26 protein-coding genes are annotated in these 23,952 nt (G+C 62.8%); 16 read left to right on the forward strand and 10 right to left on the reverse strand.

From position 1 onward, the window contains the following. The first annotated feature begins 38 nt into the window (after nt 1–38). Nucleotides 39–722, forward strand: a complete 684-nt coding sequence (locus V1292_RS27485; RefSeq protein ID WP_334375734.1) for a DUF2161 domain-containing phosphodiesterase — start codon at nt 39–41, stop codon at nt 720–722. A 143-nt stretch (nt 723–865) separates the two neighbouring features. Beyond that, nucleotides 866–1,168: a hypothetical protein gene (locus V1292_RS27490; protein ID WP_334375735.1), complete on the forward strand. Its 303-nt coding sequence runs from the start codon at nt 866–868 to the stop codon at nt 1,166–1,168. A 78-nt stretch (nt 1,169–1,246) separates the two neighbouring features. Here the strand turns inward: V1292_RS27490 and V1292_RS27495 are convergent, their stop codons facing one another. Beyond that, entirely contained in the window at nt 1,247–1,879 is a 633-nt protein-coding gene (locus tag V1292_RS27495; protein ID WP_334377182.1) for a GNAT family N-acetyltransferase, read from the reverse strand. A gap of 258 nt (nt 1,880–2,137) precedes the next feature. Here V1292_RS27495 and V1292_RS27500 point away from each other — a divergent pair, with 258 nt between their 5' ends. The 3 genes from V1292_RS27500 (at nt 2,138) to V1292_RS27510 (ending at nt 5,351) form a co-directional block, all read left to right on the forward strand. Beyond that, nucleotides 2,138–3,088: a helix-turn-helix domain-containing protein gene (locus V1292_RS27500; RefSeq protein WP_334375736.1), complete on the forward strand. Its 951-nt coding sequence runs from the start codon at nt 2,138–2,140 to the stop codon at nt 3,086–3,088. Between the two features lie 168 nt (nt 3,089–3,256). Further along, a complete protein-coding gene (locus V1292_RS27505; protein ID WP_334375737.1) occupies nt 3,257–4,270 on the forward strand; it encodes a carbon-nitrogen hydrolase family protein in 1,014 nt (337 codons plus the stop codon). Between the two features lie 31 nt (nt 4,271–4,301). After that, a complete protein-coding gene (locus tag V1292_RS27510; RefSeq protein ID WP_334375738.1) occupies nt 4,302–5,351 on the forward strand; it encodes a phenylacetaldoxime dehydratase family protein in 1,050 nt (349 codons plus the stop codon). Between the two features lie 2 nt (nt 5,352–5,353). Here the strand turns inward: V1292_RS27510 and V1292_RS27515 are convergent, their stop codons facing one another. Next, nucleotides 5,354–5,752: a PaaI family thioesterase gene (locus tag V1292_RS27515; protein WP_334375739.1), complete on the reverse strand. Its 399-nt coding sequence runs from the start codon at nt 5,750–5,752 to the stop codon at nt 5,354–5,356. A 124-nt stretch (nt 5,753–5,876) separates the two neighbouring features. On the opposite strand from V1292_RS27515, the gene V1292_RS27520 reads away from it, so the two are divergent. After that, entirely contained in the window at nt 5,877–6,668 is a 792-nt protein-coding gene (locus V1292_RS27520; protein WP_334377183.1) for a cobalamin-binding protein, read from the forward strand. 105 nt (nt 6,669–6,773) lie between these two features. On the opposite strand, the gene V1292_RS27525 is transcribed toward V1292_RS27520, so the two are convergent. Continuing rightward, nucleotides 6,774–8,051: an ArgE/DapE family deacylase gene (locus V1292_RS27525; RefSeq protein ID WP_334375740.1), complete on the reverse strand. Its 1,278-nt coding sequence runs from the start codon at nt 8,049–8,051 to the stop codon at nt 6,774–6,776. 57 nt (nt 8,052–8,108) lie between these two features. Continuing rightward, the gene (locus tag V1292_RS27530) at nt 8,109–8,834 is read right to left on the reverse strand and encodes a pyridoxamine 5'-phosphate oxidase family protein (RefSeq protein WP_334375741.1); all 726 of its coding nucleotides are present in this window, start codon (nt 8,832–8,834) and stop codon (nt 8,109–8,111) included. A gap of 75 nt (nt 8,835–8,909) precedes the next feature. Between V1292_RS27530 and pdxR the strand changes: the two genes are divergently transcribed. Further along, nucleotides 8,910–10,415 (forward strand): MocR-like pyridoxine biosynthesis transcription factor PdxR, encoded by a 1,506-nt coding sequence (pdxR, locus tag V1292_RS27535; RefSeq protein WP_334375742.1) that lies wholly within the window; start codon nt 8,910–8,912, stop codon nt 10,413–10,415. Nucleotides 10,416–10,502: 87 nt separating this feature from the next. After that, nucleotides 10,503–10,763, forward strand: coding sequence for a DUF6719 family protein (locus V1292_RS27540; protein ID WP_334375743.1), 261 nt, complete (start codon nt 10,503–10,505; stop codon nt 10,761–10,763). A gap of 118 nt (nt 10,764–10,881) precedes the next feature. On the opposite strand, the gene V1292_RS27545 is transcribed toward V1292_RS27540, so the two are convergent. The 3 genes from V1292_RS27545 to V1292_RS27555 form a co-directional block, all read right to left on the reverse strand. Then, nucleotides 10,882–11,331, reverse strand: coding sequence for a nuclear transport factor 2 family protein (locus V1292_RS27545; protein ID WP_082637720.1), 450 nt, complete (start codon nt 11,329–11,331; stop codon nt 10,882–10,884). Nucleotides 11,332–11,472: 141 nt separating this feature from the next. Next, nucleotides 11,473–11,871 carry a hypothetical protein gene (locus V1292_RS27550; protein ID WP_334375744.1) on the reverse strand — a complete coding sequence of 133 codons (399 nt, stop codon included), beginning with the start codon at nt 11,869–11,871 and terminating at the stop codon, nt 11,473–11,475. Between the two features lie 44 nt (nt 11,872–11,915). Then, nucleotides 11,916–12,077, reverse strand: coding sequence for a hypothetical protein (locus V1292_RS27555; protein ID WP_334375745.1), 162 nt, complete (start codon nt 12,075–12,077; stop codon nt 11,916–11,918). Nucleotides 12,078–12,460: 383 nt separating this feature from the next. On the opposite strand from V1292_RS27555, the gene V1292_RS27560 reads away from it, so the two are divergent. Then, entirely contained in the window at nt 12,461–12,754 is a 294-nt protein-coding gene (locus V1292_RS27560; protein ID WP_334375746.1) for a hypothetical protein, read from the forward strand. A gap of 51 nt (nt 12,755–12,805) precedes the next feature. Here V1292_RS27560 and V1292_RS27565 read toward each other — a convergent pair whose 3' ends face one another. Further along, entirely contained in the window at nt 12,806–13,354 is a 549-nt protein-coding gene (locus V1292_RS27565; RefSeq protein ID WP_334375747.1) for a CreA family protein, read from the reverse strand. Nucleotides 13,355–13,675: 321 nt separating this feature from the next. Between V1292_RS27565 and V1292_RS27570 the strand changes: the two genes are divergently transcribed. The 7 genes from V1292_RS27570 (at nt 13,676) to V1292_RS27600 (ending at nt 20,815) form a co-directional block, all read left to right on the forward strand. After that, entirely contained in the window at nt 13,676–15,151 is a 1,476-nt protein-coding gene (locus V1292_RS27570) for a L,D-transpeptidase (protein ID WP_334375748.1), read from the forward strand. Between the two features lie 72 nt (nt 15,152–15,223). After that, entirely contained in the window at nt 15,224–15,796 is a 573-nt protein-coding gene (locus V1292_RS27575; RefSeq protein ID WP_334375749.1) for a glutathione peroxidase, read from the forward strand. Nucleotides 15,797–15,954: 158 nt separating this feature from the next. Next, a complete protein-coding gene (locus V1292_RS27580; RefSeq protein ID WP_334375750.1) occupies nt 15,955–16,902 on the forward strand; it encodes a polysaccharide deacetylase family protein in 948 nt (315 codons plus the stop codon). Between the two features lie 68 nt (nt 16,903–16,970). After that, nucleotides 16,971–17,480: a dihydrofolate reductase gene (locus V1292_RS27585; RefSeq protein ID WP_334377184.1), complete on the forward strand. Its 510-nt coding sequence runs from the start codon at nt 16,971–16,973 to the stop codon at nt 17,478–17,480. A gap of 230 nt (nt 17,481–17,710) precedes the next feature. After that, nucleotides 17,711–18,733, forward strand: coding sequence for a TRAP transporter substrate-binding protein (locus V1292_RS27590; RefSeq protein ID WP_334375751.1), 1,023 nt, complete (start codon nt 17,711–17,713; stop codon nt 18,731–18,733). A gap of 73 nt (nt 18,734–18,806) precedes the next feature. Next, entirely contained in the window at nt 18,807–19,400 is a 594-nt protein-coding gene (locus V1292_RS27595; protein ID WP_334375752.1) for a TRAP transporter small permease subunit, read from the forward strand. Further along, nucleotides 19,397–20,815, forward strand: a complete 1,419-nt coding sequence (locus V1292_RS27600; protein WP_334375753.1) for a TRAP transporter large permease — start codon at nt 19,397–19,399, stop codon at nt 20,813–20,815. The genes V1292_RS27595 and V1292_RS27600 overlap by 4 nt, the downstream gene beginning before the upstream one ends. A 6-nt stretch (nt 20,816–20,821) precedes the next feature. On the opposite strand, the gene V1292_RS27605 is transcribed toward V1292_RS27600, so the two are convergent. Together V1292_RS27605 and V1292_RS27610 are read right to left on the reverse strand one after the other, a co-directional pair. Continuing rightward, on the reverse strand, nt 20,822–21,274 hold the full coding sequence (locus tag V1292_RS27605) for a DoxX family protein (RefSeq protein WP_334368560.1): 453 nt from the start codon (nt 21,272–21,274) through the stop codon (nt 20,822–20,824). 290 nt (nt 21,275–21,564) lie between these two features. After that, nucleotides 21,565–23,874, reverse strand: a complete 2,310-nt coding sequence (locus V1292_RS27610) for an NADP-dependent malic enzyme (RefSeq protein ID WP_334375754.1) — start codon at nt 23,872–23,874, stop codon at nt 21,565–21,567. Nucleotides 23,875–23,952 lie beyond the last annotated feature (78 nt).

The following is a 23,952-nucleotide window of genomic DNA, read 5'->3' on the forward strand; positions in this document are numbered from 1 at the left end:
GTGTTGAGTCGCGGCAGCCAGCGCCGCCGGAGCCTGCCTTGGAAACCGCACTTTATCTTCCCGTCAAACGCTTCCTCGAAAAGCTCGGCTTCACCGTCAAGGGCGAGGTCGGCGGCTGCGATCTTGTGGCGCTGAGTGGCGACGATCCGCCGGTCGTGGTGATCGGCGAACTGAAGCTCTCCTTCAACCTGGAACTGATCCTGCAGGCGGTCGATCGCGCCGGCGCTGCCGACGAGGTCTGGCTTGCGGCTAAATTATCCGCCCGCGGCAAAGGCCGCGAGAGCGACGCGCGGTATCGCAACCTCTGCCGCCGGCTCGGCTTCGGCATGCTCGCTGTGACCAATACCGGCGATGTGGAAGTGCTCGTCAAGCCGCCGACATCAGCGCCCCGCCGCGATCCCAAAAAGCGCTCGCGGCTGATCGCGGAGCACCAGAAGCGCAAGGGCGATCCCGTCATGGGTGGATCGACGCGCGCGCCGATCATGACGGCGTACCGTCAGCAGGCGCTGGCCTGTGCCTCCGCGCTGTCGGGCGGGCCGCGGCGCGTCAGGGATTTGCGGGCGGAGATTCCCGATGCCGGAAAAATCCTCTTGCATAACGTTTATGGCTGGTTCGATCGCGCCGAGCGCGGCATCTACGTGCTGACTGATGCCGGCCATGCTGCGCTGAAGCGCTGGCCGCAACCGCCGCTGGATCTTTCTGCCGGCAATCCTTCGCCATGATGGCAAGCACGGTGACACCGAACCATACAGCGCTACCGGACTTGAAAGATTTTAGACGCATGGCTGTATTGCCGAGCGAAATTCATATTGCAATGCAACATTAGGGCACCTAGGTATCTCCGCAATCAAATGCGAGGCGCCTTATGAGCGAAGACTGGAACACGAAATACGGCACACGACGCGTTAGGCGGGATCCGCCGACGCTGGAGGAGGCAATCTTCGCCGCGGTCGGGATCACCGATGATCAGCAGCAGCAGGCGGAAATCGCCGCCGCGCTGATGGGCCTGCCCTATGAGGAAGTGCTGGCTGAAGTGAAGAAAACCGGCCGTGCGATGGCGCGATCGGCCACCCGCGTCATCGCGGGCGAGCAAGGCGCACAGCGATCGGTTGTGGTCGAGCGCCGCGTCGTCAGGCGTTTTGGCAATGATAAGCGTACCGGCACCTGAACAGCCGCAATTAGCTGAACTGCACAGAGAATTGCCCAAGGCTTTGGGCAATTCTCGAGATTGAACGTACGGATCGGCTTAGGACGCCCCCCACTCTGACGGGGCGGTCCCGGCCATGCGAAGCAGCATTCGCCGATAAGCGCGGTTGAAGGCTACGGCTGCCCGCGTCGCATTCAGCACGCTCTCGATCCAGGACGTCGCAAGTTCGGCCTGATCATACTTCGTCAGATCGATCGTGCCGGTGGATTCGCCGTGGCGGAATACAAGCTGCGCGCCGAACTTGCTGGCGAGCGCTCGCATCGCGTCGTTCTGCGCGCCGGTGGTGATCCGCAGGCTCTTATAGCCCTTGGCGCGTGCTTCCTTGATCAGCTTGCGGAACAGGATGCTGCCGACGCCGCGACGCCGCACGGAGGTCTCGACGCTGAAGGCGATTTCGGGAAGCGAATCCGGTGACTGATCCGGCGGATGCAGCTCCGCCGCTCCGCGAACCACGCCGTTTTCAAAGAAGGCGATGATCGTCGTGCCGTCATTGGCGCATTTCTCGGCGTAGCGCTCGATGAAGCTGTCATCCATGAAGCCATGGAAGCGGTCACGGCGGCTGGTTCGGTCGAGCCGCAGCAGGTGATCGCGCAATAGCGGCAGTTCTTCCTGCTGGCTCAGCGTGCGCACGCTGCTATCGGCAAGCGCAGCCGCAATAACGGTGAGGTACATAGTCCAAAACTCCTCTGAGAAACCCTCGAGGAGGCGTCGAATCCCTAGACCACCCATATTGTGCGGCGCAGCATCAAATTCAAGACCGGATTGCACCGTATACTGACTTAAATAACAGCAATGTTTGCAGTGATTTAGCCAACCCGCCATTAACCAATTGTTAAGGTTCGTGGCCCGGCGCAAAGTGGGCATGGAGCTTGCTTATTTTGGATAAGCCAAGCCCAAGCAACGCACCCGGATGGTTCGTGGAGACCCATTGTGGCTGTCGTGCTCGACACCAGATCTTGCCTTCCGGAGCGCCGGCTTGCGGTGTGGCAGGACATCGTGTGCGACACTTTCGTCGGGCTCGACTGCAAATCGGACCTGCGCGGCGCGTTTTGGGGCTCGGTGTCGCAATCCAGAATCGGACAAATCGCGCTCACGCAGGTCGATTCCACGGCACAGCGGGTATTCCGCACGCCGTCGCGGATAGCCCGCGCCAGCGAAGATTTCGTGCTGATGGCGCTGGGCAACAACGGCGTGAACGGCGTGTTCCAGGATGGCCGCGAGGCTGTCGTCTCCGCCGGACAATTCGTCATTTACGACACCACCCGCCCCTACGAGTTGCGGTTCGACGACAGCTTTTCGCAGACCATCTTCCAGATGCCGCGCAAACTGCTGCAACAGCGCGTCGGCTCGTTCGATAGTCTGACCGCGACGACGTTTTCAGGTGATCGTCCGCTCGAACGGCTGACATATGATTTCGCGCGCAATGTGAGCAAGACGATCGAGCTGGTTGATCCCGCCACCGCAACGCGCCTGCTCGACCAGGCGCTCGACCTGCTGGCGATGACGCTTGCCGACCGGCTGCATGGCCGCTTGCCGGAGCAGTCGGCCCACCGGTCGGCGCTGCTCTATCGCCTCAAGAACCATATCCTGACGCATCTTTCCGATCCCGAACTGTCGCTGCCGCGCGCTGCAGCCGCAGTCGGAATCTCGCCGCGTTATGCCAGCGATCTGATGGCCGCCGAACAGTCCTCGTTCCGCAGCTACGTGCAGGCGCAACGGCTGGAGCGCTGCAAGCGTGATCTTGCCGATTCCGCCTACCAGGCGCGGCACATCGGCGAGATCGCCTTCGCCTGGGGCTTTAACGACCTCGCCCATTTCAGCCGCATCTTCAAGCAGCGCTTCGGCATCTCGCCGCGCGAATGGCGCGAGCAGCCGGGCTAGCAACGTCTTTCGACCGGCGCTCCTTTCGCGCCACGGGAGTCCGACGTTCTCCCGACCATCTGCCGGTTTAGACAAGTTTTCGTTCCGCCGCGGACAAGCGGTGCGCAATGCCACGGCTGTAGGCTTGGCATCAGCGAATGTCAGTTGTCGATGCGGGAGGACGATGCGATGGGTCTGGTTCATCAGAAATACAAGGTGGCGGTGGTTCAGGCGGCGCCGGTTTTTCTTGATCTCGATGCGACCGTCGACAAGACTATCAACCTGATCGAGGAAGCTTCCGCCAACGGCGCGAAACTGATCGCGTTTCCCGAAACCTTCATTCCCGGCTATCCGTGGCAGATCTGGCTCGGCGCGCCTGCTTGGGCGATCGGCCGCGGTTTTGTGCAGCGCTACTTCGATAACTCGCTCGCCTTCGACAGCCCGCAGGCGGAAAAGATTCGCAATGCGGTGAAGCGCGCGAAACTAACCGCCGTGCTCGGGCTGTCCGAACGCGACGGCGGCAGCCTCTATATCGCGCAATGGCTGATCGGCCCGGATGGCGAAACCATCGCCAAGCGGCGGAAACTTCGTCCGACCCATGCCGAACGCACCGTGTTCGGTGAAGGCGACGGCAGCGATCTCGCCGTCCACGACCGCGCCGACGTCGGACGGCTCGGTGCCTTGTGCTGCTGGGAGCATCTGCAGCCGTTGTCGAAATACGCGATGTACGCCCAGAACGAACAGGTCCATGTCGGCGCCTGGCCGAGTTTTTCGCTGTACGATCCGTTCGCGCATGCGCTCGGCCATGAGGTCAACAATGCCGCCAGCAAGGTCTATGCGGTCGAAGGCTCGTGCTTCTTCCTCGGCCCCTGCGCGGTCGTCTCGCAGGCCATGATCGACGAGCTCTGCGACTCTCCCGAAAAACATGCCTTCCTGCATGCCGGCGGCGGCCACGCCGTGATCTACGGGCCGGACGGCAGTTCGCTGGCCGAGAAACTCCCGCCGGACCAGGAAGGTATTCTGTACGCCGACATCGACCTCGGCATGATTGGGGTAGCGAAGAACGCTGCCGATCCGGCCGGGCATTATTCGCGGCCCGACGTCACGCGGCTGCTGCTCAACAATAAGCGCGCCAACCGCGTCGAGCATTTCTCGCTTCCCGTCGATGCCGAGGTCATGAGCGAAATCAGGCTGCAGGCCTGACGCGCTTCTTTTTCCGAGAAGGAGCAGGCCCATGGAATCCGCAATCCCTGCGCATCTGCAAACCGCGCGAACGCGCCACCGCCGCGTCGGCGACGATTATGCGCCGCCCTACCCGTCCTTCGTGGCGCGGCACAAGCCAAGCGTGACGCGGGTGGTGATGGCCTATTTCGGCATCCAATCCCGCGGCGCGCTCCCGGTAGTCACGGAGCAGGCGTTGGCCCGGCTCGCTGCGGATTTCGCAAGCACCGATGGCCCGTCCCATTGGGACCGCGCGAGCTATATCGACGAGGCCGGTTTCACCAATCTTGTAACCGTGGCCTATTGGGACGAGCGGCAGAAATTCGATCGCTGGTTTCCACCCGCGCGCGAGCGCTGGACCGGCGAGCAGCGGACCAATAACGGGTTCGGTACCTTCATCGAGGCGCTTTACCCGTCCGTCGAGGGCTATGAGACGCTGTTCTCTTCGCTCGGAAGGCCCGAAGGCGTCGCCGTTCTCGCCGACGGCATGAGCGGCGAGGTGTTGGAGCACGCCTATTGGGGCGGCATGCGCGATCGTATCCCGTTGTCCCAAACCAGCGAGATGGCGCCCTCAGGTTCCGCGCGAGCCATTCGCGACGGCGCGCGTATCCGGATCATCCCGCATGACAATGTCTGCCTGATCCGGTCGGGCCAGGATTGGGGCGATACCGAAGCCGCCGAGCGCAAGATGTACCTCGGCGATGTCGAGCCGGTGCTGCGCGAAGGCATGGATTTCCTCCGTGACCAGGGACGTTCGATCGGCTGCTACGCCAACCGTTACATGACGGTTGTCGGCCCCGATGGCGCGACAACCGAAAAGTCCTACGGCATGAGCTGGTGGAAGAGCCTGTCGGCGCTGGAACGCTGGGCTGAATCGCATCCGACCCATGTCAGGATTTTCGGCGCTGCCATGAAGTACCTGTCGACCCTTGGACCGGCCGCAAAACTGCGGCTGTACCACGAGGTCACTGTCGCCCGCGCCGACGAACAGCTTTTCGAATATGTGGATTGTCATCCGCAAACCGGAATGCTGAACGCCGTGCAAACGGTGGAGACGGCCTGACGCTACAGCACCATCTGGGTTTGCGTGACGACCGCAATCAGCCTGCCGTCCTCGGTCTCCAGCCGGGTCTGCCAGACCTGGGTGCGGCGCCCCCGATGCACCGGCGTTGCGGTGGCGATCACGGTCGAGCCTTCCTTGGCGCCGCCGATAAAATTGGTCTTGCTCTCGATCGTGGTGGTGCCCTTGGCATCCTCAGGCAGATTGATGAAGGTCGCGGCAGCGCCGACTGAATCCGCAAGGGCCATGATCGCGCCGCCGTGAATCGTATTCCGCAGCGTGCAGAGGTCCGGCCGCACCAGCATCCTGGCGACCACACGATCCATTCCGGCTTCCGTGAAGGTTACCCCCTTCAGTTCCGCAAACGGCATCTTCATCGACTGGATCTTTTCGAGCGGCGTCATTCGTCCTCCGGCTTTTCTTTGAAGTAATTTCCTGGACAGAATGGAGGCCGCCGGTAAATCAGGCAATGACCTCCGAGGTAATGGCTGCCGTGACATGGCGCGCGAAATTCGGCATACCGTCGGCATGCGCCAGTTCCCGCCCCGCCGGATCGTCTGTCTGACCGAGGAGACCGTGGAGACGCTGTACCTGCTCGGCGAGCAGGACCGCATCGTCGGCGTCTCCGGCTATGCGGTGCGGCCGCCGGGCGTCCGTCGCGAGAAGCCGCGGGTCTCGGCCTTCATATCGGCGGACATTCCAAAGATTCTGGCGCTTGAGCCCGACCTCGTGCTCGCCTTTTCCGATCTGCAGGCAAACATCGTTGCCGACCTCGTGCGCGCGGGCGTCGCCGTCCATGTCTTCAACCAGCGCGACATTGCGGGCATCCTCGCGATGATCCGCACGCTGGGCGCCATCGTCGGTGCGGCGGAGCGCGCGGATCAACTCGCGCGCGGCTTTGAAGAGCGTCTCGCGCGGGTCGCCGCGACGCCCCGGCCCGCACCGAAGTCCAAAGTCTATTTCGAGGAGTGGGACGATCCGCTGATCTCCGGCATCGGCTGGGTTTCCGAACTCATCGAGATCGCCGGCGGCGAGGACGCGCTGCCGAAGCTGCGGTTTCAGCAGGCGGCCAAGGACCGGATCATTTCGCCTGATACGGTGCGTAACGCCGCGCCCGACGTGATCCTCGCGTCCTGGTGCGGCAAGAAGGTCGTGCCTGAGCGTATCCGGCAACGTCCGGGCTGGGGCGAGATTCCTGCCGTGCGCAACAACCGCATTGTCGAGATCAAGTCGACGATCATCCTGCAGCCGGGACCGGCGGCGCTGACGGATGGGCTCGATGCAATCGTGAAGGCGTTGTGGGATTGGCCGAATTTGTAGGGTGGGCAAAGGCGCATAGCGCCGTGCCCACCATTCTAGCGCCGGGAAAAGTGATGGTGGGCACGCTTCGCTTTGCCCACCCTACGGCAGCTCGCGTTGAGGAGATCACACCTTCTCCACCCCACACCATTCCGCAATGAACAGCGCCGTCGCTTTCGTCGACTTCCGCAGCGAGTCCAGCTCGACATATTCGTTGAAGCCGTGCATCGCGGCGCCCTTCGCGCCGAAGCAGAGGCTCGGGATGTTGTAATTCAACCCATAGAACCGCGTATCGGTCAGCGCGGTGAACGCGCGGTCCGGCACCACGCCGCCATAGACGGCGTCGAACGCTTTTGCGAAGGCGGCTTCCGGCTCGGCCGAGTTCGTCAGTTCATAACCCTCCGACAAAAAGCCCGACCACTCGACCTGCGGCGGGTTGTTGGAGAGGAAACGATGATCCCGCGCCGCCGCCGACACGCAGGCCAAAATCTCCTTCTGGCATTCGGCGATCGACCAGCCCGGCAGAACCGCGATGCGACAATCGACGTCGCACCAGGCCGGCACGCTGGAGGCCCAGTCGCCGCCCTTGATGATGCCGGGGTTGAAGTTGAGCGGATGCGCGACCGCCTTGAAGTGGCGGTCCGCCTTGGCGCGCTCGTTCCAGTCGGCCTCAAGCTTCTGCAGCGCGTGGATCAGATGATACGCCGCCATGATCGCGTTGGCGCCGGCGCCGGCCTCGAACACGTGCACCGGGAAGCCGCGCACCTTCAGGCGAAACCAGATCACGCCGACCTGTGAGCGCACCATGGCCTCGCCCGTCGGCTCCGGGATGAAGCAGGCGTCCGCGCGATAACCGCGCTGCAAGGTCGAGAGCGCGCCGACGCCGGTCGACTCCTCCTCGATCACGGATTGAAAATGGATGCGCGCCGTCGGCTTCAGCCCTGCGGCCTTGATCGCATCCAACGCATACAGCGCGCTGATGGTGCCGGATTTCATGTCGCAAGCGCCGCGGCCGTACATCTTGCCGTCCTTGATGGCAGGCGAGAACGGCGGCGTCTCCCACATGTCGAGGGGTCCTGCCGGCACCACGTCGCAATGGCCCTGCAGGATCAGCGATTTGCCGGCGTTGTTGGAGGGCCTATAGGTGCCGACCACCGTGCGCGCCTTGGAAAAATCATGCTCGATCGGGCCGAAGCCGCGCAGATCCTTCAAATCCTCGACGTCGATACGCCAATCGTCGACCTCGTAGCCACGTTGGCGCAGGAGATCGCCGATCATGTCCTGGCACGGTCCTTCGGCGCCGCGGGTCGAGGGAATCGCAACGAAATCCTTCGTCGTCGCCAGTTGCGCATCAAAGCCGGCGTCGACGGCGTCGAGGATTCTTTGTTGCGTATCGGTCGTCATGCGGCAGCTCCAGTAAAGGAATTCCAGGAAGGCGGGAGTGCGCACCCTACCCCGATCTCAGCCGCCGGCGTAATGCGCAAAATGCGCATCCCGCAATGCATCTTCGAGCAGGCGGCCTTCAGAATAGCCGCTCAGCGAGGCCGGTCGCTCGACGCCGTCGAGAAGCCGCGGACAGGGTTCCGGCCGGCCCAGCACCGTGCGCACCGGAATACGCTCGGCATAAACAGGCAGTTCGTAGTCCTCATCGTCGTCGGCGACCCCCTTCGACCTGATCTTGGCGGACGCCTGCTCGATTTCCATTGCGACGACCGACGTCGCCCTGATCTCCTGCGCCGTGCTTTGCCTTAACGTCGCAGTCCGATCGGGAAAGAACCGGTCGACCATGGCGACGAGCGCGCGCTCCTTCTCCACCGGATCGGTGACGAGATAGGCGGTGCCGAATGCCATCACGGCGCGGTAATCCGCCGAATGGTTGAAGCCGCAGCGGGCCAGCACCAGGCTGTCGAGATGCGCAACCGTGAGGCAGACCCTCTCGCCCTCGGACTGGTTTCGCAGCATGCGGCTGGCGCTGCTGCCATGCCAGTACAGCCTGCTTCCCTCCCGCCAGAAGAACGTCGGCGTGCAATAGGGCTGGCCGTCGATCACATAGGAGACGTGGCACAGCATCGAGGCGTCGAGCAGGCCGTGCACCGTGGCGTGGTCGTAGAAGCCGCGATCATGACGGCGCTTCACCTGATTGCGCGGCGATAGCGGATACACATCGGCGGTCACGGCTTCGGTCACGGCAGCTCCTCATGGGATCGGGTGCAATCGTTGAGAGTTGTATCGGCGAATTTGGTCTGCGATAGTGCCAATTGCATGCGAAAAATTCCGACCAATTCCCCGCCGGCGCGACGCAAGGCCGAGCTCGCGCTCGATCTCTCCGGCCCTCACGTGACGCCGGGCGCCTCGGCCCCGCACCGGCTCTATCAGGCGCTGTGCCACGCCATCACGGGCGGAATTGCAAAGCCCGGCGAGCCGCTGCCGCCATCACGCACGCTGGCCAAGCAGACCGGTTTCCGCCGTAACGCCGTCACCTCGGCCTATGAGCGGCTGATCGCGGACGGATTTGCGGTAGCCACCGTCGGTTCCGGCACTTTCGTCGCCGCGCGCATTCCCGCCCGCGTCCATGACGCTCGCAGGACGAAGATCGCGATCGAGCCGCCGCAGCAAGGCCCGCTCGCGCTCGGCTGCACGCACATCGACGAACGGGCGCTGCAGCGCTTCCGGGCGTTTGCCGGCCGGCGCATGCGCGCCTTCGGCACCGAACACCTGCAGTACGGCGACCCCAGGGGCAGCCGCGAACTCCGCGCCGCGATCGCCGATCATTTGCTGTCGGCGCGTGGGCTGCGCTGCGATCCCGACCAGATCATGCTGACGTCGGGAACGCAGCATAGCTTACGGATCGTGCTGGGCGCGATCCTCGAGCCCGGCGATCAGATCTGGTGCGAAGACCCCGGCTATCCCGCCGCACGAAGGGCGATCGAGCATTGCGGCCTGCGCCCCATCTCTGTGCCGGTCGACGCTTCAGGCCTGATCGTGACCAGGGGCCGGGCCCTCGCTCCTTCGGCTGGCGCGGCCTATGTGACACCGTCGCACCAATTTCCCCTCGGCGTGCAGATGTCGATGCCGCGGCGGCTCGAATTGCTCGACTGGGCCAGGGATGCGGATGCTTTCGTCATCGAGGACGACTACGACAGCGAATTCCGATACGACGGCGCGCCGCTGCTGTCGCTCGCCGGCATCGATCATCTCTCGCGCGTCATCTACATGGGCACGTTTGCAAAGACGTTGTTCCCCGGGTTGCGCATCGGCTACTGCGCGCTACCCGAGCGGCTCGTCGGGCCGGTGACGACAGCCCGCGCCGCGCTCGACCGCTTTCCCGGCACGCTGCTCGAAGGTGCGGTCGCAGACATGCTGAATTCCGGCGCGTTCGCGGCCAACCTGCGCCGGGTGCGCGGGATCTATCGCGAAGCGCGCGACGTGCTGGCTTCGACCCTCTCGGCGGCATCGCAGGGAAAGCTCTCGGTGCCGGTGCCCTCGCAGGGCCTGCATCTGGTCGCGCGGTTCGATCCATCGGCCGATCCCCGTATCGCCGCGCAGGCCAAGGCCGAGGCCGGCGTCGCAGGTTGGCTACTGGCGGAGACTTATTTCCGCGCACGCCCGCTTCCAGGCTTCGTCCTCGGCTTTGCCGGCCACAAGCTGCCACAACTGATCGCGTCGGCCGAGCGACTCGCGAAATCATCGCTGGCCGCCTTGCAGGCAAACGGCAAGCCGAACAAGGCTGGAACTGGCAAGGTCAAACGGCTGAAGGCCGTGACGTGACCACTAACGCCGGCCGGCACCCTATCAGAATCGCGGCCGCGTCACTAAGCTCGATGCTCAAATCAACTTCACGAGCCGAAATACCCGATGCCCGGCAATCGCAACGTCTCGTACCTCGTCATCGGTGCATTGATCGCAGGCGTGCTCGGCTATGCAACGACGGCCCTCGCTCAGACGGTCTCGCGCGAGCAGGACATTATCGACCTGCGGCTCGGCCAGCGCGTCCTCGTCGACGACGGATCGTGTCCGACGGGACAAATCAAGGAAGTCCAGGGCTCGCAAATGACGACGTCAGGCGTACTCCGCACGCGCAAGTGCATTCCGCGGCTGGGGACCAAAAAGCGCTAGCGGCGATCGCGCCGGCCTAGGGCCTTTTCGGTTCTGATTGAATCAGAACCGGGCTCTAGGTTTTTGTTTTGACGCGTTTTCTTGACGCGAACCGGTGTCCACTTCGCTGGAAAACGCTCTAGAACATGCCGTTGGTGTTGGCGGCCTTCTCGGGAATTTCCTGCACGACATCCCAGTGCTCGACGATCTTGCCGTTCTCCAGCCTGAAAATGTCGACGATGGCGCGGCCGCGCGTGCCTTTCTCGCGCACGCTGTGGACGTGGACGATCACGTAGTCGCCATCGGCAAAAGCGCGCTTGATCTCGCTGCGGGAGTCCGGAAATTTCTCGCGTAGGAAACCGAGGAAGGCCTTGAAGCCCTCGATGCCATCCGGCGCCGTCGGATTGTGCTGAATATAATGCGGCCCGAAAAACTTCGCCGCGGCATCAAAGTCCTTCCGGTTGAGAGCCGCATCGTAGAATTCGAGCACGGCCTTCTTGTTGGCTTCCTGTGTCGCAGCGTCGGCGGCGACCGCCGGAGATATGGCCAGCGACAATAGGCCGATCAGGCCGACAAAAAGAGATTTCATGACGGCTCCTTTGCGCAATCGGTCTCGATACGGAGCCCAACCTACCAGCTTCCGTATCGGTCGACGACCCCGCGCCACAGCGCATCGCGTTCGCGCGGTAGGATTAAGGGGCGCTGCGGAGAATATTTTGAGGAGCCGCGCTTACTGGTTCGTCGCCGGTTCGAACATGCATTGCAGCGTCGGCTTGGCGATCTTGGTGAAGGTCGGGCCGATCAGGGATTGCTTTGATGCCGGCACCCATGCGGTCTCGATCGTCGGCACGCCGGTCTCGCTGATGCCGCGCAGCAGCGCTTCGCGCAGGTCGGCATCTTCCACAGTCGCGGCGGCGTAGTCGTGCAGGCAGCCGCAAACGCTCTCGGGATGCGCCCAGCGTCCGACCATATGGGGCGCGCAGAGCCGCACGAACTCGCCGCGCGGATCGGGCACTTTGAACAGGGAACGGAACGAGGTCTGCGGCGGCTGAAACTGGACTTGAGCCTGCGCCGCGCCGCTGAGAAGAAGAGACACAAAGATTACAGCAGAACAGATGCGTACGAACATACCGAGCCTTTATCGGCGATCTCTTTGCAAAGGATCCGCTACGCTCAGTTTGCGGCCACGACCATCGGTAGCGGCGCCGGGGCCGCAACCGGCGATCCATTATAGGCGAAGGTGCCGACCCCCGGCAGGCCCTGATCCGAAGAACCAGCCATCGAGGGACCAACCAGAATGACGGCCAAGGCGAGGATGAAGCTGATGGTCCGCATCTGACTGTCTCCGGTTATCAGTGGCCGGCGGTGCCTGCCGTCTCGTTGGCCACCTGATAACTATCGGCTGTTTCCAGACATCTGCGCCCAAAACGAAAAATGGTTTCGTCGCGCAGGAGAATTGTTTCGTCGGCCCTGTCGGACGAAACAATAGCGGGAAAAATCCAATGAATTCAGCCGGGACGCTGGTACTTGAGATGCTCAGGCTGAACTCCGCAAGCTCGCCATTGCGGCCACTTTGGCCCTCGTCCAATGGACGAGAACCGCCTCGCTCGCTGACAGATCGGATGAACCGAAGCTTCGGTCCGGCCGACTCAGCGAATGCCACGCAACCTTCCGCGTGCCTGTGCGTTGTGACCCTTCCTCAACAAAGGACAGCAGTCGTGGGCAATGGCAACAGTGCAACCCCGACCCGCAAACCCGGCCAGCCGGTGGGTGAAAATTTGTCTGGAAGTAGCGGCTCCGAACAGCGGATCGATCCTTCCCTGAAGACAGAGCGCCACGGAAAAGCCTCAGAGCATCCGGTGAGCCTTTGTGGTGCGATGTCGCAACAAGGCGGCGAATTTCGCGGCAATGTCTCTGCGCCGCAGAAATTCGTGCATCTGGTCGGCTGCCGCGACCGCAAGGTCGCGCCGGGCCAGGAGGCCCGCCAATATTCCAATCCGCTCAAGCGGTAAGCTTGATGCCCTCATCCGGGATACGATCTCGGATCCCGACCGGTATCGGACTTACTGGAAGAATTCACCGCATTTCTGAACGGCTGCTTCAGTGGCGCCCCAAGGCATGATCGGCACTGAGGAGGTGGAGTTTTTGGGTGAACCTTCGATCAGTTTGTCCGAATAGACCATGTAGACCAGCACATTGCGTTTGGCGTCGCAGCCGCGAACGATCTGCATCTTCTTGAAGAACAGCGAGCGGCGCTGGCGGAACATGTCGTCGCCCTGGTCCATCTTGTGCTTGAACTTGACCGGGCCGATCTGACGGCACGCCAGCGAGATATCCGAGACTTCCTCGGCAAGGCCGAGCCAGCCCTTGAAGCCGCCCTTTTCCGGCACCGTGAAGTGACAGGCCACCCCCTCGACCTCGGGGTCATCGACTGCGTAGGTCGCGAGCTTGTCGTTGGGGCTAAGCCATTTGAAGACCGTCGAGCGGCGGAAGATCAGATCGGGCTCGTCCGCGGCCGACGCCGGTGCCGCCTGCCACAATGTCAGCGCCAACATCACCAAGGCCAGAATTTCCCACTTCTTGTCACGCTTAACGATGGCCTTGGATGTCATTGATATCTCCGAGGAAGGGCTCGCCGCCTATGTAGTGCCGGAAAGCCGGACAGGAAGGCCGCTAGCGGACTTGGAGGCCTCAGTACCGCCTTATGGATGGCGTCAGATTGAGCGGGACAGCGTTTAACGGAATGTGAGGCTTTTTTGCTACGATCGGGGCGAAAAGCGCTGAAATTATAAGGCCTACGCTGGTGAACGCTTTTCGCCTCTGCGACAACAAACGGATTGGCAAGACGGTAGATTCGAGTATCTGGATTTAGGATCATGCGCGTGAGCGGGCATCGGTTTTTCAGCGCGAGTACTGCGGGCGCGACTATTTCGATGCAGCGATTTTGGCAGATTGCGATGTTGACCGCGGCCGGCTCCGTTGCCGCCGTTTCCCAGGCGGATGCCGCCACGATGTTTTACTGGCAGGATTCCGACCCCGGCTATTATCGGCCGATGCCGATGGTGCAGCCGCGAAAACCGAAGGTACGGCGGCCGTCAGCCAAGACCGAGGCGGCCATCAAGGAAACCAACGCCAAACCGCAGGGGCCGCTGATCATCGCGGTCTCGATCGATCAGCAGAAGGTCCGCGTCTACGACGCCAATGGATTGTTCGCCGAAAGCCCGGTGTCGACGGGCGTGAAGGGGCATCCGACCCCGATGGGCGTATTCAGCATCATCCAGAAACACAAGATGCACCGCTCCAATATCTATAGCGGCGCGCCGATGCCTTACATGCAGCGCATCACCTGGTCGGGGATTGCCCTGCATGCCGGCGTGCTGCCGGGCTATCCGGCGTCGCATGGCTGCATTCGCATGCCAACGGCCTTTGCCATGAAGATGTGGAACTGGACCCGGATGGGCGCGCGCGTCATCATCACGCCTGGCCAGATCACGCCTGCCAGTTTCTCGCACCCGTTGCTGGTGACGCAGAAAGTGGCCCCGCAACCGCTCATCGCCGACGATCCCACGACCGATGCGCCCGCGGTAAAGGGCGACAAGGGCGCGGACGCAGGCGATGCGGAGCCAAGCCTCGAGCTCCGATCGACCGTCGGCCACGCGGCGCCGCTGCGCGAACAGACCCACACGGCGGATGCCGGCAGCACTCGGCCGACGAGCGCCGTCGTGACCATGTCCGACGCAACGCCTGTCAGTGATACATCGAGCGCGGAGGCAAAGGCGGACGCGCCGAAATCAGAGCCAGCTATCTCGGCAGCCGATGAGACCACGAAGGCGATCGTTGATACACCGGCTGCGTCGGTTGTTGCGCCTGAGGTCAAGAAGGATACCGCGCGTCTGCCCGGCGCGGACAAGGGTCCCAGGGCCGAACCGCCCAGGCGTCCCGGCCTGATCGCGGTGTTCGTCAGCCGCAAGGATTCCAAGCTGTACGTCCGCGAGAGCTTCAAGCCGCAGTTCGATTTGCCGGTGACGATTGCGCCGAGCGACCGGCCGCTTGGCACCCATGTGTTCACCGTCGCGGCTGACAAGAACGATCCCAACCTGTTGCGCTGGTCGGTGGTCTCGCTGCCGGTCATGGCGCGCAACGCTGCGCGGATCGATAACACCGAGCCTGCTGCGCGGCGCGGCAGGATGCCCGGCGCAGCGCTTGCCGAGGTAAAACTGCTGCCAGCGGCGAACAGTCCGGCCGAGGCGCTGGACCGCATCGCCGTCGCTCCCGAGGCGATTGCGCGGATCGCCGAGATGCTGACCACCGGCAGTTCGATCGTGGTGTCCGATCACGGCATCAACACGGGCGGCGAAACCGGCGAAGGCACCGACTTCATCGTCCCGCTGCGCATGGTCCAGCCATAACGGCTTGTTGAGGCGCGAGGGCCCGCGCATTGCGCTATGCTTCGGTCGCTAAACCGCAGCCCGAGGCTTTTCATGATGGACCGCAGGAGCGTGATATCAGCGGTGATGGCCGCGATCGCAGGCATGGCCTCGAGCAGGCAATCCCTGGCGCAGGCCGCCATGAGTCGAATCACGGCTTACGCGTTTTCGTTTCCGGGACTGGCCGGCGGCGACATCAGGCTCTCCGAATTTGCCGGCCGGCCGATCCTGATCGTCAACACCGCTTCGCTCTGCGGCTTCACCCCGCAATATGGCGGCCTGCAGGAATTGTGGACCGAGTTCGGTGGCCGCGGCCTGATGATCGTCGGCGTTCCCTCCAATGATTTCGGCGGCCAGGAGCCGGGCGGCGCGACCGAAATCACCGCGACGGCGCAGAACCACCACGTCACCTTCCCGATCGCCGCGAAAGCAGTCGTTAGGGGACCGAACGCGCATCCGTTCTACAAATGGGCGGCAGAGGCGCGACCGAAGGAAGTTCCACGCTGGAACTTCCACAAATACCTGATCGGCCGCGACGGCTATATCGCCGACGTCTTCCCGGAATCCATCGAACCCGTAGATACACGGGTCAAAACCGCGGTCGCGCGGGCATTGGCTGCTTCCTGAATTAACCGCCTCGGGGACAAAACCCGTTGCGTGTGATGGCAACGGTTGCAATGGCGCGCCTGCTCCAACTAGGCTACTGTGCGTCGGGGGAATGGAGGCAGACCGGACGATGGCGACGCCACCGACCGGGTGCGGGATTCGAACTTGGGGAAAGCAAGATGCGTATTGGGGCGGGGGTGATCTTTGCCGGCGCGGTTTCGCTGTTGGCATCAAGCGCGGCGTGGTCGCAGGTTCCACCAGCCAAGGGCGTGACCGCGCCTCAGGCAGCAGCGGCACCAGTTCCCGCTCCGCCGCCAGCGCCCGTCTCGACCCGTCCGCCCTGCAACAATCCGAACGCGCTCGGCATCGGCCGCACCGTCGAGATCGACACGACCGGCGGTCCCGGCTTCGGCTTCGAGCATTTCAAGGAGCTCGACTTCCTTCGCGACAAGGAGGTGGTGCTGACCTTTGACGACGGCCCGTGGCCGGTGAATACGCCTGCGGTCCTGAAGACGCTCGCGGAGGAATGCACCACCGGCATCTTCTTCCCGATCGGCAAGCACGCCACCTACTATCCCGAGATCCTCAGGCAGGTGATGGCGGCCGGCCATTCGATCGGATCGCACACCTGGTCGCATGCCGCGCTCGTCAACAAGAAGCTGAACGAGCAGCAGCGCAAGGACGAAATCGAAAAAGGCTTCAGCGCCGTGAAATGGGCACTCGGCGGCAAGGCGCCGGCGCCGTTCTTCCGCTTCCCCGCGCTGCAGCACCCGCCGGAGATGGTGACCTATCTCGGCGACCGCAACATCGGGATTTTCTCCTGCGACCTCGATTCCTTCGACTTCAAGGCGAGCAAGGCGCAGACGATCATCGACACCGTGATGCGCAAGGTCGAGAAGAACGGCAAAGGCATCATCCTGATGCACGACTTCCAGAAGCACACCGCCGAAGCCCTGCCCGAGCTTCTGAAGAAGCTGAAGGCCGGCGGCTACAAGGTGGTGGCGATGCGCGCCAAGACGCCGGTGCAGACCATCGCCCAGTATGACGAGGACATCGTCAAGGATCTGAAGCTGCCGACCGTGAGCTCGCGCCCGGTTTCCAGCGTCGTCCAGACGATCTCGGAATAGTAGCGGCGCGACGCAGGCCCGTGCCGGCGCTACGCATCGAAGGCTACGTCATCGTCTCCGCGGATGGCATGCTGGCGGATGCCCGCAACGTCATGCCGGACGAATTGAAGTTCGAGGGCGACAAGGCGTTTTTCACCGCCGCCCTCGACCGCGCCGACCTGATCCTGCACGGCCGCAATTCCTATGAGGATCAGCCGAATTCGCCGCGGCGCAAGCGGGTCATCCTGACGCGAAAGGTCGAAGCGATTGCTCCCGACCCGTCCAATCCGAAAGCTACGCTGTGGAATCCTGCGGGCGCTTCGTTCGAAGCCGCCTGCCGTCATGCAGGCGTGGATACCGGCACCGTCGCCGTGATCGGCGGCCCCAGCGTGTTCGGCATGTTCATGGACCGCTACGACGTGTTCTGGCTCTCGCAAGCGCCGCATGTCCGGCTACCTGGCGGCGAACCCTGCTTCCCCGGAGTCCCCGCCCGTTCGCCGCAGGAAATCCTCGCCGCGCACGGACTGCGCGCCGGTGAGCCGCAGACGCTTGATGCAGCGCATGAGGTGACCGTCACGCCGTGGCGACGCGGCGCGTAGGCGTCATCCTTTCGTCCAATCAATCCCGCCGTAAGCCAACCCGTGGCCAGAGATCGCTTGACAGCGCGCGGGCGCGGTTCCAACCTGAAAAGAAAAAGAAAAACAAACGTCATCATCGGGAGGACCACGACATGTTGAGGCGCGCTTCAACTATGCTTGCAGCGGTGACTCTTGGGTTCGTCACTGCTTTGACCGGGCCGGTTCAGGCCCAAACCACCGAAAAGCCGTTAGTGCTGAAGGGTCAATCGACCCACCCCGCATCCTCGAACTTCCATCTCATCTTCAAGCTTTGGGCCGAGACCGTCGAAAAGATGACGGCCGGACGCCTCAAGATCGAGACGCTGCCGGCGGGAGCGATCGTGCCCCCGTTCGAGGTATTCGACGCCACTTCCAAGAACGTTCTCGATGTCGGCATGGGGCCGTTCGGCTACATCCTCGGCCGCAACACCGCGACGATACCGATGTCGCATGGTCCGCTGTACGGCATGGACGGCTCGGACTACTGGGCCTGGTACTATGACGGCGGCGGCATGAAGCTGCTCGACGAATTTTATCGCGACGTCCTCAAGCTCAACGTCGTCGGCTTCCCGATCCCGACCGATTACCCGCAGGGAATGGGCTGGTTCAAGAAGGAGATCAACAGCCTCAGCGATCTCAAGGGCCTGAAGTACCGGATTTACGGCATCGGCGCGGAGACCTACGGCAGGCTCGGCGTATCGGTCGTCACGATTCCCGGCGGCGAAATCGTGCCCGCGATGGAGCGTGGCGTGATCGAGGGCGCTGAATGGATCAACTGCGAGGAAGACAAGAAGCTCGGCCTGCATCAGGTGGCCAAGCACTACTACACGCCGGGCATGCACGAGCCCGTCACCGGTGGCCAGTTGATGATCAACGGTGACGTCTGGAAGAAGCTCACACCTGATCTGCAGGAGATCATCAAGGTGGCGAGCGTCTATGCCACGACGCAACGTAACTTCGCGTTTAATCGCGAGACGGCGCATGCTTGCCAGGACCTGATCAAGGCGGGCGTTCAGATGCATCGTACGCCCGACGAGATCCTGAGGAACTTCCTCGACGAGTGGGAGAAGATCCAGACCGAGCACGCGGCAAAGAACCCCTTCTACAAGAAGGTGATCGACAGCCAGAAGGCCTATGCCGAACAGATCGTGCCGTTCAAGCTCTCCTGGTTCCCGCCGTACAATTTCGCCGGCGAGTACTACTGGAAGAACAAGATCTACCTGACCAAGAAGTGATCTCTCTTCGCATCTAGCGGAGCTGCTGGCGTCCACACTATCGGACGCCAGCACGGTCTCAAGAGGAGCGATCATGTCATCGGACACCGGCAGCACTTCGGTCCCGGGCAATCAGGGCAGCGAATTCCCGCGCGCGTTCTACACGATCATTCGCGTGATCGACGGCTTTACGGATGCGACCGGCAAACTCATCGCCCTGACGATGCTGTTCCTCGTGGTGACGATCTCCTACGAGGTCGTGATGCGCTACGGGTTCGGGGCGCCGACCGTTTGGGTCTATGAATCAAGCTTCATGGCCAATGGCGCGGCCTTCATGCTCGGCACCGGCTATGCGCTGCTGAAAGGCGCGCACGTCCGCACCGACATCTATTGGGAGAACTACTCGGAGCGGAAAAAGGGCGTCGTCGACCTGATCTCCTACCTCGTGTTTTTCTATCCGGCCATGATCACCTTCATGCTGATCAGCATCGACGATACCTGGCACTCCTATGAGACCGGCGAACGATCGCAGGAAAGCGTGTGGCGCGCGATCATGTGGCCGTTCCGCGCCACGATTCCGCTGGCCGCCCTTCTTCTCATGATCCAGGGCATCTCCGAAGTACTGAAGTGCTGGTACCAGGTCCAGTTCGGTCGCGAGTTCGAACACAAGGAAAAAATCGAAGTATGACCGGACTAGAGATCCTCGGACTTGTCATGCTCCTGGTAATGCTGGGGGCGATCTTCATCGGCCTGCCGATCAGCTTCACGCTGCTGTTCCTGGCGCTGTCGTTCGGCTACGTCGGCATGGGCGAGCGCGTGTTCAATCTCGCCTACCTGCAGACCATAGGCCTGATGAAGCAGGACGAACTGGTCGCGGTGCCGATGTTCATCCTGATGGGGTTCGTCTGCGACCAGGCCGGACTGATGGAACGGCTGTTCAAGGCGTTCCGCGACCTGTTTGCGCCGATCAATGGCGCGCTCTACGTGGTCGTCATCCTCACGGCGACGCTGTTCGGGATCGCCGCGGGCACCGTCGGCGCAACCGTCGCGCTGCTCGGCATCATGGCGGGGCCGATGATGATTCGTGCAGGCTACGACGTGCGGATGTCGGCCGGCGCCATTGCCGCCGGCGGCACGCTCGGCATCTTGATCCCGCCGTCGGTGATGCTGGTTGTGATGGCGCCCGTACTCGACATCTCGATCATCGATCTCTATGCGGCGGCGTTCGGTCCGGGCTTCCTGCTGTCCGCGATGTTCATCGCCTATACCTTGATCCGTTGTTACTTCAATCCGAAGCTCGGCCCGCCGGTGCCGGTCGAGGACCGGCCCGATTCGGTGCGGATCGTGCTGTGGGAGTGCCTGGTCGGCCTGGTGCCGGTGACCGTCCTGACGATCCTGACCCTCGGCGCCATCCTCGCCGGTATCACGACCGCCGCGGAAGCAGCGGCGTTCGGCGCACTGGGGTCGATCCTCCTCGTCATTGCCTACGGCCGGTTCACATGGCGCGGGCTGCTGGATGCTTGCTATGCCACACTGGCAACGACCAGCATGGTGCTGTTGCTTGCCGTCGCCTCCAACGTATTCGGCGCCGTCTTCTCATGGCTCGGTACCGCGACCTGGATGACCAAGGCCTTGCTGGCCTCGCCGTTGCCGCCCTGGGGCACGATGTCTCTGCTCCTGACCCTGATATTCCTGCTTGGCTGGCCGTTCGAATGGCCCGCCATCGTCTTCATCTTCCTGCCGATGCTGGCGCCAGTGGCGAAGGGCCTCGGCTACGACATGGTCTGGTTTGGCTGCATCGTCGCGGTCGTGTTGCAGACGGCGTTCCTCTCTCCGCCCGTTGCCATGTCTGCCTACTATCTCAAGCAGGTCGTCAAGGAATGGAACCTGCGGCTGATCTACCGCGGCATGGCCGACTTCATGGTGCTGCAGGTCGCTTGCGTGGCCCTGGTGCTGATCTTCCCGGCGATCGCGATGTGGTTCCCGCAATGGCTGCAGGCGCGCAGGCTAGCAGCGCGCACCGCGCAGATCGAACACGTCGCGCCGCCGCAGAATGCGGCCGCAGCGCTCGATGGTCCGCGCTTTGCGATCCGGAATTTCTGACCGGGTTTAGATGTCCCCGTAGGCCGGCTCGTTCGGCCGCGGACCCTTGCCGTAGCCCGCGATCATGAACAGGGCACCGATGATCGACAGGTTTTTAAGGGCCTCGATCAGCGTCTTGGCATTTTCGGGCGCCGGCTGATTCCAGAAATCGTGGAAGTAGAAGGTCGTGGCGAGCACGAAGAAGATCAGGAGGATTGCGAAGAAGCGCGCGGCGAAATTGACCGCGATCATCAGGCCGGCGAGGATCTCAAAGCCGCCGACGCCGACCGCCAGCAATTGCGGCATCGGCATTCCCGCCATGGTTTCGAGCTGCGAGGTATAGGGCGCAAGCAGCGCCGGAATCGTCACCTTGGATGCGATGAAGTCTGCCGTCTGCTGTATCGCGAAAAGCTTGGTCGCTCCCGTGTACATGAAGAGCACGGCGAACAGGACTCGCCCGAAGGTAACTAACGCTGGCATGGGATCGGCCTCACTGAATGGCATGCAAAGGTTGCAGGCGGCGCGAAACGATTATGGGCGTTTCGTCTCCGCTTTTCAAACGCTCAAATCGAAACCACCCGCGCAGGAGCCTGCGCGTGCCCTCAACCAGACATTCCTATAGAAGCAGAACCAAGGCGCTTTCTTGATCATCGTGGCTTTGCGCAAAAGCCGGCCCCCGGACTTGGTCCAGAGCCGGCTTCGGTTCACACGAAGAAAGCGCGTCAGAACAAAAGGCTAAATCCCGATTTTGATTCAATCTGAACCGGGCTCTACCCGAACAAGGTTGGCTGCTGGCGGCCGGCGCGCTCCTGGGCTTCGACGGCGGCGACCGCCGTCATGTTGAGGACGCCGCGCGCCGTCACCCCCGGGGTGAGGATGTGCGCCGGGCGCGCCGGGCCGATCAGGATCGGACCAACGGGAAGCGCATCCGCCAGCGTCTTGATCATCTGGTAGGCGACGTTGGCGGTGTCGAGGTTCGGCATGATCAGGATGTTGGCATCGCCTTCCAGGTTGGAATGCGGCAGCACGAGCTTTCGCGCGGCAGCCGAGAGCGCGGTATCGCCCTGCATCTCGCCGTCGGCCTCGAGCTCCGGATGCTTTTCCTTCAACAGCGTGGTGGCACGGCGCATCTTGCGCGAGGATTCCGTATCATAACTGCCGAAGTCGGAATGTGACACGAAGGCGACGCGTGGCTTCATGTTGAACCGCTGGACGTGGGTTGCCGCCAGCGACGCCACCTCCGCCAGCTCCTCGGCGCTCGGATTCGGACGCACCTGGGTGTCGGCAATGAAATAGGAACCCTTGGTGGTGATCATCATCGCCAGCGCCGCGAAATCGCTGACGCCGGGCAGGAAGCCGATGATCTCGCGAACATGGCGCAGATGGCTCATATAGCGGCCTTCGACGCCGCAGATCATGGCGTCAGCCTCGCCGCGCACCACTGCGAGCGCGGCGATTACGGTGTTGTTGGTGCGAACCACGGTGCGCGCAGCCTCGGGCGTGACGCCGCGCCTTCCAGCCACGTCGATATAGGTCTGCACGTAGGAGCGGTAGCGCGGATCGTCTTCCGGGTTGACGAGGTCAAAATCCTGCCCGGCCTTGATCGAGAGACCGAACCGCTTGATCCTGGCTTCGACCACGGAGGGCCGCCCGACCAGGATCGGCCGCGCCAGCTTCTCTTCCAGCACGACCTGCGTCGCGCGCAGCACGCGCTGGTCCTCGCCCTCGGCATAGATCACGCGGACCGGCTGGGTCTTGGCCTTGGCGAACACCGGCTTCATGACGAGACCGGAGCGGAAGGCGAAGCGTTCCAGGAGCGCGGTATATTCCTCGAAATTCGTGATCGGGCGCGTCGCCACGCCGGATTCCATCGCGGCTCGCGCCACTGCCGGCGCGATGCGCAGGATCAGCCGCGGATCGAACGGGCTCGGGATCAACGAGCCCGGGCCAAAACCTTGCGTCTCGCCGCTGTCAAAGCCCTGCGCCACCGCATCCGACGGCGGATCGCGCGCGAGCTGCGCGATGGCGTCGACGGCGGCATGTTTCATTTCCTCGTTGATCCCGGTGGCGCCGACGTCGAGCGCGCCGCGGAAGATGAACGGAAAGCACAGGACGTTGTTCACCTGGTTCGGGAAGTCGGAACGCCCGGTGCAGATCATCGCGTCGGGGCGCGCCTTCCGGGCTTCGTCCGGCATGATCTCCGGGACTGGATTGGCCAACGCCATCACCAGCGGCTGGTCCGCCATCGACTTTACCATGTCAGGCGTCAGCACATTGGGCGCGGACAGCCCTAAGAAAATATCCGCGCCGCCGATCACGTCCGCCAGCACGCGCGCACTGGTTTTTTGCGCATAGACCGCCTTCCAGCGGTCCATCAGCGTGTTGCGCCCCTCATGCACGACGCCGTCGATGTCGCAGACCCAGATGTTCTTGCGCTGTGCGCCCATCGACACCAGCAGATTGAGGCACGCGATCGCCGCAGCACCGGCGCCGGAGCAGACGATCTTCACATCGGGCAATTTCTTGCCGTTCAACAACAGCCCGTTGACGATGGCGGCTCCCACAATGATGGCTGTGCCATGCTGGTCGTCGTGGAACACCGGGATCTTCATGCGCTCCTTGAGCTGCGCCTCGATCTCAAAACATTCCGGTCCCTTGATGTCCTCGAGATTGATGCCGCCGAAGGTCGGCTCCAGCGCCGCCACCGTTTCGACCACGCGCTCGATGGTGTCGGCGGCGATCTCGATGTCGAACACGTCGATCCCGGCGAATTTCTTGAACAGGACCGCCTTGCCTTCCATCACGGGCTTGGAGGCCAGGGGACCGATGTTGCCGAGCCCTAATACCGCGGTACCGTTGGAGACCACGGCGACCAGATTGGCGCGGGAGGTCAGCGACGCCGCTTCGGCCGGATTGTTGGCGATCTCGGTGCAGGCCGCCGCCACGCCCGGCGAATAGGCCAGCGCGAGGTCGCGCTGGTTGGCGAGCGGCTTGGTCGCCTGTATTTCGAGTTTACCGGGCCGCGGCAGCCGATGATACGCCAGCGCCGCAGAACGCAGATCTTCAGAATAGGACGACATGTAGGCTCCCGCGTTTCCGGTCCCGAACTCTTGTCTTATTGATACTTCCAGATCAGGGTCAGTTTTCCGGCAAAATGA

The sequence above is a fragment of the Bradyrhizobium sp. AZCC 1719 genome, from assembly GCF_036924525.1.
GTDB lineage: Bacteria > Pseudomonadota > Alphaproteobacteria > Rhizobiales > Xanthobacteraceae > Bradyrhizobium.

Bases quoted from the DNA above. Each gene is read 5' to 3' on its own strand.
- V1292_RS27545 (WP_082637720.1), bottom strand. From the start codon at position 11,331: ATGAAATCTCTTTTTGTCGGCCTGATCGGCCTATTGTCGCTGGCCATA.
- V1292_RS27575 (WP_334375749.1), top strand. From the start codon at position 15,224: ATGATGGACCGCAGGAGCGTGATATCAGCGGTGATGGCCGCGATCGCA.
- V1292_RS27540 (WP_334375743.1), top strand. From the start codon at position 10,503: ATGCCCGGCAATCGCAACGTCTCGTACCTCGTCATCGGTGCATTGATC.
- V1292_RS27580 (WP_334375750.1), top strand. From the start codon at position 15,955: ATGCGTATTGGGGCGGGGGTGATCTTTGCCGGCGCGGTTTCGCTGTTG.
- V1292_RS27610 (WP_334375754.1), bottom strand. From the start codon at position 23,874: ATGTCGTCCTATTCTGAAGATCTGCGTTCTGCGGCGCTGGCGTATCAT.
- V1292_RS27490 (WP_334375735.1), top strand. From the start codon at position 866: ATGAGCGAAGACTGGAACACGAAATACGGCACACGACGCGTTAGGCGG.
- pdxR (WP_334375742.1), top strand. From the start codon at position 8,910: ATGCGAAAAATTCCGACCAATTCCCCGCCGGCGCGACGCAAGGCCGAG.
- V1292_RS27505 (WP_334375737.1), top strand. From the start codon at position 3,257: ATGGGTCTGGTTCATCAGAAATACAAGGTGGCGGTGGTTCAGGCGGCG.
- V1292_RS27510 (WP_334375738.1), top strand. From the start codon at position 4,302: ATGGAATCCGCAATCCCTGCGCATCTGCAAACCGCGCGAACGCGCCAC.
- V1292_RS27525 (WP_334375740.1), bottom strand. From the start codon at position 8,051: ATGACGACCGATACGCAACAAAGAATCCTCGACGCCGTCGACGCCGGC.
- V1292_RS27595 (WP_334375752.1), top strand. From the start codon at position 18,807: ATGTCATCGGACACCGGCAGCACTTCGGTCCCGGGCAATCAGGGCAGC.
- V1292_RS27515 (WP_334375739.1), bottom strand. From the start codon at position 5,752: ATGACGCCGCTCGAAAAGATCCAGTCGATGAAGATGCCGTTTGCGGAA.
- V1292_RS27520 (WP_334377183.1), top strand. From the start codon at position 5,877: ATGCGCCAGTTCCCGCCCCGCCGGATCGTCTGTCTGACCGAGGAGACC.
- V1292_RS27565 (WP_334375747.1), bottom strand. From the start codon at position 13,354: ATGACATCCAAGGCCATCGTTAAGCGTGACAAGAAGTGGGAAATTCTG.
- V1292_RS27555 (WP_334375745.1), bottom strand. From the start codon at position 12,077: ATGCGGACCATCAGCTTCATCCTCGCCTTGGCCGTCATTCTGGTTGGT.
- V1292_RS27600 (WP_334375753.1), top strand. From the start codon at position 19,397: ATGACCGGACTAGAGATCCTCGGACTTGTCATGCTCCTGGTAATGCTG.
- V1292_RS27550 (WP_334375744.1), bottom strand. From the start codon at position 11,871: ATGTTCGTACGCATCTGTTCTGCTGTAATCTTTGTGTCTCTTCTTCTC.
- V1292_RS27495 (WP_334377182.1), bottom strand. From the start codon at position 1,879: ATGTACCTCACCGTTATTGCGGCTGCGCTTGCCGATAGCAGCGTGCGC.
- V1292_RS27605 (WP_334368560.1), bottom strand. From the start codon at position 21,274: ATGCCAGCGTTAGTTACCTTCGGGCGAGTCCTGTTCGCCGTGCTCTTC.
- V1292_RS27570 (WP_334375748.1), top strand. From the start codon at position 13,676: ATGCAGCGATTTTGGCAGATTGCGATGTTGACCGCGGCCGGCTCCGTT.
- V1292_RS27585 (WP_334377184.1), top strand. From the start codon at position 16,971: ATGCTGGCGGATGCCCGCAACGTCATGCCGGACGAATTGAAGTTCGAG.